Raw genomic sequence first — 13,201 nt, 5'->3', positions numbered from 1 at the left:
TACTTAAATATATGACAAAATAGCACAAAATGTAAACGTATTATTATCTTTTTCGACAGTTTTTTATTTAAATTCCCGCAAAAGATGATAAAATTTAGTATATAATAAAAGAAAATGGCGATTTGTATAGTATGCTGCCTTTGTAGGCAAGTTAAATGAGTCGTTCTTTCATAGTATTTCGTTCTCTAGTCGTGAAATATGCGTTTAGAGGAGGAGATACATTCAACATAATTAATTGGAAAAAGAGTAGGTGCAACAATGTTTAATCACGTAACAGTGCTTTTGAAGGAAACAGTAGATGGCTTAGATATAAAGCCAGGTGGTACATATGTAGATTGTACACTGGGGGGAGGAGGACATAGTTCTTATTTATTATCCCAATTAACTGAAGGCGGAAGATTAATCGCGTTTGATCAAGATGAGATAGCAATTCAAAATGCGAAAGAAAAATTCTCTTCATACGGTGAGCAGTTCATAACAGTAAGGAGTAATTTCCGTTACCTATCTGAAAAACTACAGGAATTAGGTATAACAGAAGTAGACGGTATTTTATTTGATTTAGGTGTTTCATCCCCGCAATTAGATACACCAGAGCGTGGCTTTAGTTACCATCATGATGCACCGTTAGATATGCGAATGGATCAAGATGCCCCATTAACAGCCTATGATGTTGTAAATAGTTGGTCATATGAACAACTTGTAAGAATTTTCTTCCAGTATGGCGAAGAGAAATTTTCAAAACAAATAGCAAGAAAAATTGAAGCGTATCGTGAGAATAAAGCTATTGAAACGACAGGGGAATTAGTAGAACTAATTAAAGAGGGTATTCCAGCTCCTGCTCGTAGAACGGGTGGACATCCTGCGAAGCGAGTGTTCCAAGCGATCCGTATTGCGGTAAATGATGAATTGAAAGTATTTGAAGAAGCGTTGGAATCTGCAATTGAGATGGTTAAGCCAGGCGGAAGAGTTAGCGTTATAACATTCCATTCTTTAGAAGACCGTATTTGTAAAACGACGTTTAAGCGAAATAGTACAACGCCACAATTGCCACCAGGATTACCAATTATTCCTGATGAATTTAAGCCGAAATTAAAGCTTATTACAAGAAAACCGATTTTACCTTCTGATATAGAGTTAGAAGAAAATAATCGAGCGCGTTCTGCGAAATTGAGAATCGCTGAAAAACGATAAAAAGGGGAGAGAGGTATGAGTAACTTAGCTGTAAAGTACAAGCAACAAGCGCAAGAAGAGGTTCAGATTCAAACGCCCCCACAGCAGATGGTTCAACCAAAAGCTAAAGCGAAGATTACAAGAATCGAAAAACTGTTGTATGTAGCGTTTATTGGCTTTTTATTGTATGCCTGTGTAGCGTTTATTGGAAATAAAGCAGGCCTTTATCAAGTTAATGTAGAAGCTGCGACAATAGAACAAAAAATTGTACAGCAGCAAAAAGAAAATCAAGAGTTACAGGCTGAAGTAGAGAAGTTAAGTCGTTATGAACGAATCGCTGAAGTTGCAAAAAAACACGGGCTAGAAATTAATGCGAATAATGTGAAAGGCCTCAAATAAGGCAATAGGTGTGAAGGGAAAATGAAGAGAAATATGACTAAATTTCATACCAATAAGGGAGCAGGGTATTTTATGATTTTATTCCTCCTGCTCTTTTTGCTGTTATTAGCCCGATTTTTTTACATACAAGCGACAGGAACAGTGCATAATCAGGATTTGGATAAACTCGCTCAGCAAAAACATAGTAAAACAGGAATTCTCGAAGCAAATCGCGGGACGATTTATGATCAAAACGGCCATGTATTAGCACAAGATGCAAACTCTTATAAACTTGTAGCAGAATTAAAAGGTGCGAAGCCGGTTGAGAATAAAGAGGATACTGCAAAGAAAATTGCAGGAGTACTCGGAAAAGATGAAGAGAAGATTTTAGCTACGTTAAACAAAAAGGATAAAAGTCAGGTCGAATTTGGAACGCTAGGTAAAGATTTGACAAAAGAACAGAAGGAACAAATCGAAGCATTGAAATTGCCAGGTATATCTTTTATTACTGAAAATGCAAGAGTGTATCCAAACGGTGATTTTGCATCTTACGTCATAGGACATGCAAAACCAAATGATAAAGGAACCTCAGTAGGTTATTTTGGTTTAGAACAAAGCTTAGATAAATATTTAAGTGCTTCTAACGGAGAAGTAGCTTATACAGGCGATCGTAGAGGCGTATCTCTTGATGGCGGGAAAGTGAATGTAAAGGCACCTAAAAATGGAGAAAATGTATATTTAACGCTTGACCAGCGTATTCAAAGTTATTTAGAAGACGCAATGAAAGAAGCGAGTAAACATTATGAACCAGAAAGCTTAATAGGAATCGTTGCGGATCCAAAAACAGGGAAAATATTAGCGATGTCTACTAAACCTAGTTATGATCCAAATGATCGTCAAATTAAATATTTTTTCAATGACGCAATTGCAAATGCATTTGAACCTGGATCAACAATGAAAATTTTCACGCTAGCAGCAGCTATTAATGAAGGTGTGTATAAGGGACAAGATTATTATCAGTCTGGTACATATCAAGTCGGAAACCGAAAAATAAAAGATCATAACGGCGGCGCTGGATGGGGATCTATCACATTTGATGAAGGGGTAGAGCGTTCTTCCAATGTAGCGTTTGCTATTTTAGGGGATCAAAAACTTGGTCCAGACCGTTTCCGAAAGTATATTCATGCTTTCGGATTAGATGAAAAAACGAATATTGATTTACCTGGTGAAGGTTCAAATACCATTGTATTCGATCAGCAAATACAGCAAGTAACAACAGCTTTTGGACAAGGTTCTACTGTAACACCAATTCAGCTTGTACAGGCTGCAACTGCTATTGCGAACGATGGGAAAATGATGAAACCTTATACAATTGATAAAATTGTAGATCCGATAACAGAGGAAGTAAAATTAGAACATAAACCAGAAGAAGTGGGAAAACCTGTTACAAAAGAGACAGCAGCGCAAGTAAGACAGTTATTAGAACGCGTTGTTACATCGCCGAAAGGAACAGGAACTGCTTATAAAGTCGATGGCTATTCAGTTGGTGGTAAAACAGGAACAGCGCAAATTCCGGATGGAAAAGGAGGCTATATGACGGGAAGAGAGAATTATATATTCTCATTCTTAGGTATGGCACCTATGGACAATCCGCAACTTGTTGTGTATGTAGCTGTTAAAAAGCCGAAATTGAAAGATGATGAGAGCGGCGCACAACCTTTAGCTGATATTTTTAAATATGTAACGAAGAATAGTTTAGAGTATTTAAAGATTAAGCCTAATGAAGTGAAAGATCCGAAGAAATATGTGAAAGAGCAGCAAACTGCTGTTCCAGATGTAACGGGAAAAACGATGGAAGAAGCGAAAAAAGCCATTGATAAAGCAAAACTTCGCCCAATCGTATTAGGTGAAGGGAAAGTACAACATCAAGTACCGAAAGCAACTGAACAAACATTGAAGGGTGACCGAGTCTTCTTAGTGGGAGATAAACCTACAATGCCAAATATACAAGGCTGGGCACTTCGTGATGTTATGAATTTAGCAAAAACATTAAAGCTTAATCTAAAACCTACTGGTACAGGATACGTAACCGAACAAAGTGTACCAGAAGGAACATTGTTGCAACCTGGTACAGAGTTAGGTGTAACACTTGTACCGCCACTTGAACCACAACAAGAAGCAGAAAAGCCGTAATGGTAAAAGAGAAGAAGTTCTAATTAAATAAGTACAAGCATATATTGGAACAAGCTAGGCGTAAGGGAGGCTTGTTCCAATATGCGTGTATCAAATGTAACAGTTAGAAAACGACTTATTTTTATACTCATATCAGGTATACTTATTTTCACTATCATCGATATTCGTCTTGGATATGTGCAATTTTTTCTTGGGAATATGTTAACGGATCGTGCGAAAGATTCATGGAGTCGTAATATTACTTTTGAACCTGAACGTGGAAAAATTTTAGACCGAAATGGTGTGGAACTTGCCACGAATAAAAGTGCTCCAACTGTCTTTGTTGTACCGAGGCAAATTGAAAAACCAGCAGAGACTGCAGAGAAGTTAGCTGCAGTATTAGGTGTGGAAAAAGATGAGATTTATAAGAGGATTACAAAAAAAGAATCAATTGTAAGGTTAGATAAAGGCGGAAGGAAAATATCACATGATAAGGCGAAAGAGGTAAGAGGATTAAGTTTGAAAGGTGTTTATATCGCAGAGGACTCTATCCGGTACTATCCATTTGGCAACTTTTTATCACACGTATTAGGGTTTGCAGGTAGTGATAACCAAGGTCTTATGGGACTAGAAAAATATTATGATAAAGAACTGAATGGTGATGAAGGTCATGTGCGCTTTTTTGCAGATGCAAAAGGGCAAAGGATGCCTAATGTTGGCGATGATTTCAAAAAACCAGAAGCTGGTTTGAATTTAGGCTTAACAATTGATGCACGTATTAATAGAATTATGGAAAGAGAAATGAATATCGCAGAGTCGACATATAATCCAGATGGTATGATTGCGATTGCGATGAATCCGAAAAATGGTGAAATTTTAGGTATGTCGAGTCGGCCGAGTTTTGATCCGGCAGATTTTCAAAGTGTTTCTCCAGAAGTGTACAATAGAAATTTACCAGTATGGAGTACGTATGAACCTGGTTCAACATTTAAAATCATTACGTTAGCCGCAGCTTTGAATGAAAATTTAGTAGACTTAGAGAAAGATACGTTTTATGATGATGGAGCAGCTGAAGTTGGTGGAGCAAGATTGAAATGCTGGAAAGCAGGAGGCCATGGTAGCCAAACGTTTTTAGAAGTAGTTCAAAACTCTTGTAACCCAGGATTTATTGAGCTGGGTGATCGTCTTGGTAAAGATCGATTGTTTAAATACATTCGTAATTTTGGCTTTGGACAAAAAACCGGAATTGACCTGCAAGGTGAAGGTAGTGGGATTTTATTTAATTTAGACAAAGTCGGTCCAGTCGAGCAAGCAACAACTTCATTCGGTCAAGGTGTTTCTGTTACGCCAATTCAACAAGTGGCGGCGGTAGCAGCAGCTGTAAATGGTGGAACATTGTATCAACCGTATATAGCTAAAGAATTTATTGATCCGAAAAACAATCAAGTTGTAAGTAAAAAGACACCTGTGGAAAAAAGAAAAGTTATTTCCAAGGAAACTTCAGAAAAAGTTCGGTATGCATTAGAGAATGTTGTAGCAAAGGGATCTGGTAAAGGTGCTTTTATTGATGGGTATCGTGTAGGCGGAAAAACAGGTACAGCCCAAAAAGTGAAAGATGGTAAATATTTAGAGAATAATTATATCGTATCTTTTATCGGTTTTGCTCCAGCAGATGATCCGGAAATTGTTGTATATGTTGCTGTTGATAATCCGAAAGGTGTAACGCAATTTGGTGGAGTAGTAGCAGCTCCAATTGTTGGGAATATTCTGCGGGATGCACTTCCTGTTATGGGAGTGAAACCGAGAAAAGAACAAGTTGAGAGAGAATATAAATGGGGCGATACACCAACTGTGGAAGTTCCAAATTTAATTGGTATGAAAAAGAAAGACTTACAGACGCAACTCGTTGATTTGAAGCTTGATATAAGCGGAGATGGAGAGAAAGTCATTAAACAGTCCCCAGAAGCAGGAGCTAAAGTGAAAGAAGGCTCAAAAATTAGAATTTACTTCGGGAATTAAAGGTAACCTAGTACGTTTTATGGTACAATTGGTGGAAGTGAGTTCTTTATAGAAGAGTTACTTAATTTGAGACCGCAAGAGTCTCGGTTATAAATAGGTCTATTTATTAGACACAGTAGCACTTACCTCCTATTTTACATAATTAGGAGGTAACGTGTTGCTTATTAATAAAAGAGATAAATACACAATGTAGAGAGGGTTTAGTGAAATGAAGTTGCATACACTTGTATCATGTTTGCATGATTTTCCAGTTGTTCCAAAAGAAAATCCAGAAATCACATCTATAGAAGCTGATTCACGTAAAGTGAAAGAAGGAAGCTTATTTGTATGTATGAAAGGATATACGGTTGATAGCCATGATTTTGCTAAGCAAGCAGCGGCACAAGGAGCGGCTGCTATTGTTGCGGAAAGACCAATTGATGTTGACGTTCCAGTTGTACTTGTGAAAAATACTTTTCGTTCGTTAGCGGTTTTAGCTGATTATTTTTATGGTCAACCAACACACAAGTTACATTTAATCGGTATTACAGGTACAAATGGAAAGACAACAACATCGCATATTATGGATGAGATTATGCGCGCACATGGTCATAAAACCGGGCTAATTGGAACGATTAATATGAAAATCGGTGATGAAACATTTGAGGTGAAAAATACAACACCAGATGCACTAACACTTCAACAGACGTTTGCAAAAATGGTTGAACACGGTGTGGATAGCACAGTAATGGAAGTTTCATCACATGCTTTAGATCTTGGCCGTGTACACGGATGTGATTACGATGTCGCAGTGTTTACAAATTTAACACAAGATCATTTAGACTATCATAAAACGATGGAAGAATATAAACATGCAAAAGGGTTGCTATTTGCGCAACTTGGCAATAGTTATAATCATAATCGTGAAAAATACGCGGTATTGAATAACGATGATGCTGTAACAGCGGAATATATGAGAAGTACTGCAGCAACTGTTGTAACGTATGGAATTGATACAACAAGTGATGTTATGGCAAAAGATATCGTTATGACAAGTGGTGGAACTACATTTACGCTTGTAACACCGTATGAGAGTGTAAATGTTACGATGAAATTAATTGGGAAATTTAATGTATATAACGTACTAGCTGCGACAGCGGCAGGACTTGTTTCTGGTGTAAGTTTAGAAACAATCATTGATGTAATAAAGGAACTAGCTGGAGTTCCAGGACGTTTTGAAGTAGTTGATGGTGGACAAAATTATACAGTTATTGTTGATTATGCACATACACCAGATAGCTTAGAAAATGTATTAAAAACAGCAAAACAGTTTGCAAAAGGTGACGTATATTGCATCGTCGGTTGTGGCGGTGATAGAGATAGAACGAAGAGACCAATCATGGCAAGTGTTGCAACACGATATGCAACTCACGCCATTTACACTTCAGATAATCCAAGAAGTGAAGAGCCAGGAGCTATTTTAGATGATATGGTACATGGTGCAAATGGAAATAATTATGAAGTAATTATTGATAGAAAAGAAGCGATATACCATGCAATTGCTAACGCAAAAGCTGAAGATATTATCATTATTGCTGGTAAGGGTCATGAAACATATCAAATTATTGGTAAAGATGTTCATCATTTTGATGATCGTGAAATCGCTAAAGAAGCAATTACAGAGCGTTTAAACAACGAAGAGTAACAACGTGAGAGGAGGACTACATGTGCTTGAGCAAGGTTTATTAGTAACGGCTGGGGTAGCATTCTTAATTTCTGTTGCCCTTTCGCCATTGTTTATTCCATTTTTAAGAAAATTAAAGTTCGGACAGAGTATTCGTGATGAGGGACCAAAATCACATCAAAAAAAATCAGGGACACCGACAATGGGTGGTATCGTCATATACGTATCTATGATGGTAACTTCACTTATTATGGCGATTAAGTTTAATTATTTAGGTGCAGAGGTATCGTTATTACTATTAGTGACATTTGGTTACGGATTGATTGGATTTTTAGATGACTACATAAAGGTAGTTAAGAAGAGAAATCTTGGTTTAACATCAAAACAAAAATTAGTAGGTCAGCTTGTTATTGCTATTGCGTTCTTTTTAATTGGAAAAGGGCAAGCGTTCCACACATACATCATGATTCCGGGAACGGATGTTAAGTTTGAATTAGGTTGGGCGTATTTTGTACTTGTACTATTTATGCTTATTGGTGGATCAAATGCAGTTAACTTAACTGACGGTTTAGATGGTTTATTATCAGGAACTGCTGCTATTGCATTTGGAGCATTTAGTATTATTGCTGTGGCACAAGAGCAATTTGGAGTAGCGATATTCTGTATGGCAGTTGTAGGAGCTGTACTTGGATTTTTAGTATTCAATGCGAATCCAGCAAAAGTGTTTATGGGAGATACAGGTTCATTAGCTTTAGGTGGAGCCATTGCAGCTGTAGCAATTTTATTAAAACAAGAATTGCTACTTGTAATCATTGGCGGAGTATTCGTAATGGAAACTTTATCGGTTATTATTCAGGTCATTTCATTTAAAACAACAGGAAAACGTGTCTTTAAAATGAGTCCACTACACCATCATTATGAATTATGTGGTTGGTCAGAGTGGCGTGTCGTTGTGACGTTTTGGTCTGTAGGATTTTTATTAGCTGTGTTAGGAATTTATATCGGGGTGTGGATGTAATTGAAAACTGTAACTGAATTTCAAAATAAAAATATTCTTGTATTAGGCATTGCAAAAAGTGGTTATGCAGCAGCTACATTGTTACAAAAGTTAGGGGCAAATGTTATTGTAAATGACGGAAAGCCTTTAGCAGAGAATGTACTTGCTGCAGAATTACAAGCAAAAGGAATGGACGTTGTATGCGGTGGTCATCCTTTAGAATTATTAGAGAGAAATATTTCTCTTGTAGTAAAAAATCCAGGAATCCCGTATTCTAATCCAATATTAGTTGCTGCGAAAGAAAAGCAAATTCCAATTGTTACGGAAGTTGAATTAGCATATCGTATTTCAGAAGCACCATTTGTTGGGATTACGGGGTCTAACGGTAAAACGACGACGACAATGCTTACATTTGAAATGCTAAAAGAAGGACAAAAGCATCCCGTAATTGCAGGGAACATTGGAACTGTAGCGTGTGAAGTTGCACAGGATGCGAAAGAAAATGAAGTTGTAGTTACAGAACTTTCATCGTTCCAATTGATGGGAGTAGAATTGTTCCAACCTAAAATTGCTGCGTTTTTAAATTTATTTGAGGCCCACTTAGATTATCATGGGACGAAGAAAGAATATGGTTTAGCAAAAGCGAATATTTTTAAAAACCAAACAGAAAATGATTATAGTGTAATAAATGCAGATGATGCAGATGTGATGGCTTTATCTGCTTATAGTAAAGGTCAAAAAGTACTGTTCTCAACAACGAAAGAAATTGAAGATGGTGCGTGTATAAAAGATAATGCTCTTTATTTTAAAGGTGAAAAAGTTGTTGAAGTAGGCGATATCGTTTTACCTGGTCAACATAATTTAGAAAATATTTTAGCAGCGATGAGTATCTCAAAATTATTGGGTGTTTCTAATGAAGCGATTACGGCAGTTTTAAAACGTTTTACAGGTGTAAAACATCGTTTAGAATACGTAACAACTATAAACAACCGTAAGTTTTATAATGACTCAAAAGCAACGAATATGTTAGCGACAGAGAAAGCTTTATCTGCGTTTACACAACCGACTGTGTTATTAGCAGGTGGGCTAGATCGTGGAAATGAATTCGATGATTTAATTCCGTATTTCAAAAATGTTAAAGCGATTGTAACATTTGGACAAACAGCTCCAAAATTAGTAAGAGCTGCAGAAAAAGCGGGATTAGATACAATTGAAAGTGTCGATACTTTAGATGAAGCTGTAGTGAAAGCTTATGCTCATTCTACAGATGGCGATGTAATTCTTCTTTCTCCAGCATGTGCAAGCTGGGATCAATTTAAAACATTTGAAGAAAGAGGAGACATTTTTATACAAGCTGTGCATAAACTTATATAAAGTAAATCAAAACATCAGTAGGCTAACACCTACTGATGTTTTGTTACATAGGGCAAAAGTTTCTGCCTAAAGAGGTGGTGTTTATGGGTAATGAAGAAAACGCCTGATTTTATTCTCATCATCGTTACACTTGCGTTGTTAACAATCGGAATGATTATGGTTTATAGTGCGAGTGCGGTTTGGGCCTCTTATAAAATGGGGGACTCATTCTTTTTTGCAAAAAGGCAATTGCTATTCGCAGGTCTTGGTGTAGTGGCTATGTTTTTTATTATGAAAATTGATTATTGGGTGTGGCGTACGTATTCAAAAGTAATTTTGCTAGTTTGCTTCATTCTTCTTATTCTCGTTCTTATTCCTGGAGTAGGTCTTGTTCGAGGAGGAGCGCGAAGTTGGATTGGAATCGGGGCATTTTCCATTCAACCGTCCGAATTTATGAAGTTTGCGATGATTATTTTCTTAGCGAAATTTTTAGCGGAACGACAAAAATTAATTACCTCTTTTAAACGTGGTTTACTACCAGCTTTAGGTTTTGTATTTCTTGCTTTCGGAATGATTATGTTACAGCCCGACCTTGGTACAGGGACGGTAATGGTTGGGACATGTATCATTATGATATTTATCTCAGGAGCAAGAGTCTTTCACTTTGCAATGTTTGGTTTGCTTGGTGTAGCAGGATTTGTAGGGCTAATTGCATCAGCACCGTATCGGATGAAACGTATTACATCATATTTAGACCCGTGGTCAGATCCGCTTGGAAGTGGATTTCAAATTATTCAATCGTTACTCGCAATTGGACCAGGTGGATTATTCGGGCTTGGACTTGGACAAAGTAGACAAAAGTTTCTTTATTTACCTGAACCGCAAACAGACTTTATATTTGCAATCTTATCCGAGGAATTAGGTTTTATTGGTGGTTCATTTGTGTTATTATTATTTAGTCTATTATTATGGCGTGGGATTCGTATAGCTTTAGGAGCGCCAGATTTATATGGTACGTTTTTAGCAGTAGGTATTGTGGCGATGATTGCGATTCAAGTAATGATTAATGTTGGTGTTGTAACAGGATTGATGCCTGTTACGGGTATTACTTTGCCGTTTTTAAGTTATGGTGGATCAAGTTTGACATTAATGTTAATGGCAGTAGGTGTATTATTAAATATAAGTCGCCATTCTCGCTACTAAACCCTGTTTTATAAGACAGGGTTTTTCGTATGTGTACGAAGAAACAATATGTATATAGAAATAAATACGACTGTAATAAGAAAAAGAGAAGCGGAGGAGTTAGTAGTGCGTGTATTAGTAAGTGGTGGGGGCACTGGAGGTCATATTTATCCGGCTCTTGCTTTAATAAGAGAAATAAAAAAATTAAATCCGGAAGCAAGGTTTTTATATATTGGTACGGAGAATGGATTAGAGAGCACAATCGTGCCCAAAGCAGGTATACCGTTTCAATCTATTGTTATAAGTGGATTTAAGCGTAAAATATCGTTAGATAACGTGAAAACGGTGATGCGTTTTCTAAAAGGTGTACAAGATAGTAAACGATATATTCGTCGTTTTAATCCAGATATTGTAATTGGAACAGGTGGATATGTATGTGGACCTGTTGTATATGCTGCGGCAAAATTAGGTATTCCAACTATTGTACATGAACAAAATAGTGTACCTGGTGTAACGAATAAATTTTTAAGCCGCTATGTTGATAAAGTTGCAGTTTGTTTTGAAGCGGCTGCAGAACATTTTCCGCAGTCAAAAGTGGTCATGACAGGAAACCCACGAGCGTCAGAAGTAATGGATCAAAATGGAATGAAAGGAAAACGTTCAGTAGGTTTATCTCTTCCTAAAAAATCCGTGCTTATTTTTGGTGGCAGCCGTGGGGCTAGACCAATTAACGATGCTTTCGTAGAGGCAATTGAACAGTTTGGAAATAAAAGTTACGAAATATTGTATGTAACAGGTGAAGTTCATTACGACAAAGTGATGGACGCAGTGAAGCAAAAAGGGAACCCGAATAATGTTATTATTAAACCTTTCATTCATAATATGCCAGAAGTACTTACAGGTGTAGACCTTGTTGTCTCAAGAGCTGGAGCAACAACACTTGCAGAATTAACAGCGTTAGGTAAGCCAAGTGTGTTAATTCCGAGTCCTTATGTAACAAATAACCATCAGGAAAAAAATGCACGTTCTGTTGTCGATAAAGGAGCAGCAAAAATGTTGCTTGAAAAAGATTTAACAGCTGAAACACTTATTCGTGATATTGACGAGATTTTATTAGATGCACAAACATTACAAAATATGAAGCTTGCTGCTGGGCAATTAGGTATTCCAGATGCAGCAAATAAGTTGTATGAAGTAATGAATAAGCTTGTAAAAAAATAACGTTAGGTGAACGCCCTGCATACTACTGTAATAAGGATGCTTAGTATGGGGGAGATTGTTTATGGAGCAATTAGTAAATGAGCTTATAGAAGCAAATGTTGGTCGTGTGTTAGTGGATGAACCGTTAGCACGTTATACAACTATGAAAATAGGTGGACCAGCTGATATTTTAATTGTGCCAAAGCATGTTGCCGGTATTGAAAAAACGTTGCAGTTAGTAAAGAAATATAAAACAAAGTGGACTGTAATTGGTCGCGGTTCGAACCTTCTTGTATCTGATCTAGGTATAGAAGGTGTCGTTATTCGTTTAGGAGAAGGATTAGACCACTTAGAAGTCGAAAAACATAGAGTAAGAGTTGGTGGTGGGTATCCCCTAATTAAATTATCAACTTTACTTAGTCGGCAAGGGTTAGCCGGTCTGGAGTTCGCAAGTGGTATTCCAGGAAGTGTTGGCGGTGCAGTGTATATGAATGCAGGAGCACATAATTCGGATATATCAAACATATTATCAAAAGCTCTTATTTTGTTTGAAGACGGAACAATTGACTGGTTAACGCATGGAGAAATGGAGTTTTCCTATCGTACATCTGTATTGCAAACGAAACGTCCTGGTATTGTTTTGGAGGCTGAGTTTCAATTACAAATAGGTGAGCGTGAGAGAATTGTAAGTGTTATGCAAAAGAATAAAGATTACCGTCGTGAAACACAGCCATGGAATCATCCGTGCGCAGGAAGTGTGTTTCGGAATCCAACTCCATACTTTGCAGGAGATTTAATAGAAAAGGCGGGGCTTCGTGGTTATCAAATAGGTGGAGCTCAAATTTCTGAAATGCATGGGAATTTTATTATTAATACTGGGGGAGCCAGCGCGCAAGATGTCTTATCTTTAATTGCATTAATAAAACAAACAATTAAGGATGGATTTGGCGTAGAAATGCATACAGAAGTAGAAATCATTGGAAGATAACGGTTATTCGTTCCGCTCATTATCATTTATGTTATAATAAGAAGATAAGAACGGCATGAGGAACATGCCGTTCTTTATG

At 37.1% G+C, this 13,201-nt stretch carries 10 protein-coding genes; all 10 read left to right on the top strand.

Annotation, left to right across the window (positions count from 1 at the left end):
• Nucleotides 1-258 precede the first annotated feature (258 nt).
• The 10 genes from rsmH to murB all read left to right on the top strand — a co-directional run bounded on the left by rsmH (nt 259) and on the right by murB (nt 13,122).
• Complete coding sequence (gene rsmH / locus BAQ46_RS07200) at nt 259-1,191, top strand: 16S rRNA (cytosine(1402)-N(4))-methyltransferase RsmH (protein ID WP_000481790.1); 933 nt, start codon at nt 259-261, stop codon at nt 1,189-1,191.
• Between the two features lie 15 nt (nt 1,192-1,206).
• Entirely contained in the window at nt 1,207-1,569 is a 363-nt protein-coding gene (ftsL, locus tag BAQ46_RS07195) for a cell division protein FtsL (protein WP_000067081.1), read from the top strand.
• Between the two features lie 21 nt (nt 1,570-1,590).
• Nucleotides 1,591-3,741, top strand: a complete 2,151-nt coding sequence (locus BAQ46_RS07190) for a penicillin-binding protein (protein WP_084638309.1) — start codon at nt 1,591-1,593, stop codon at nt 3,739-3,741.
• Nucleotides 3,742-3,822: 81 nt separating this feature from the next.
• The gene (locus BAQ46_RS07185; protein WP_001266227.1) at nt 3,823-5,739 is read left to right on the top strand and encodes a stage V sporulation protein D; all 1,917 of its coding nucleotides are present in this window, start codon (nt 3,823-3,825) and stop codon (nt 5,737-5,739) included.
• A 208-nt stretch (nt 5,740-5,947) separates the two neighbouring features.
• Nucleotides 5,948-7,423 carry a UDP-N-acetylmuramoyl-L-alanyl-D-glutamate--2,6-diaminopimelate ligase gene (murE, locus tag BAQ46_RS07180; protein WP_000766300.1) on the top strand — a complete coding sequence of 492 codons (1,476 nt, stop codon included), beginning with the start codon at nt 5,948-5,950 and terminating at the stop codon, nt 7,421-7,423.
• 22 nt (nt 7,424-7,445) lie between these two features.
• On the top strand, nt 7,446-8,420 hold the full coding sequence (gene mraY, locus BAQ46_RS07175; protein WP_063675631.1) for a phospho-N-acetylmuramoyl-pentapeptide-transferase: 975 nt from the start codon (nt 7,446-7,448) through the stop codon (nt 8,418-8,420).
• Entirely contained in the window at nt 8,421-9,773 is a 1,353-nt protein-coding gene (murD, locus tag BAQ46_RS07170; protein WP_000860124.1) for a UDP-N-acetylmuramoyl-L-alanine--D-glutamate ligase, read from the top strand.
• 90 nt (nt 9,774-9,863) lie between these two features.
• Nucleotides 9,864-10,955 (top strand): stage V sporulation protein E, encoded by a 1,092-nt coding sequence (gene spoVE / locus BAQ46_RS07165; RefSeq protein WP_000753510.1) that lies wholly within the window; start codon nt 9,864-9,866, stop codon nt 10,953-10,955.
• 105 nt (nt 10,956-11,060) lie between these two features.
• The gene (murG, locus tag BAQ46_RS07160; protein WP_001265415.1) at nt 11,061-12,155 is read left to right on the top strand and encodes an undecaprenyldiphospho-muramoylpentapeptide beta-N-acetylglucosaminyltransferase; all 1,095 of its coding nucleotides are present in this window, start codon (nt 11,061-11,063) and stop codon (nt 12,153-12,155) included.
• 61 nt (nt 12,156-12,216) lie between these two features.
• Complete coding sequence (gene murB, locus BAQ46_RS07155) at nt 12,217-13,122, top strand: UDP-N-acetylmuramate dehydrogenase (protein ID WP_000437042.1); 906 nt, start codon at nt 12,217-12,219, stop codon at nt 13,120-13,122.
• Nucleotides 13,123-13,201: the final 79 nt, after the last annotated feature.

The organism is Bacillus paranthracis (assembly GCF_001883995.1).
Classification (GTDB): domain Bacteria; phylum Bacillota; class Bacilli; order Bacillales; family Bacillaceae_G; genus Bacillus_A; species Bacillus_A paranthracis.
The sequence above is the reverse complement of the archived record's forward strand: the minus strand, read 5'-3'. Positions and strand labels throughout refer to the sequence as shown.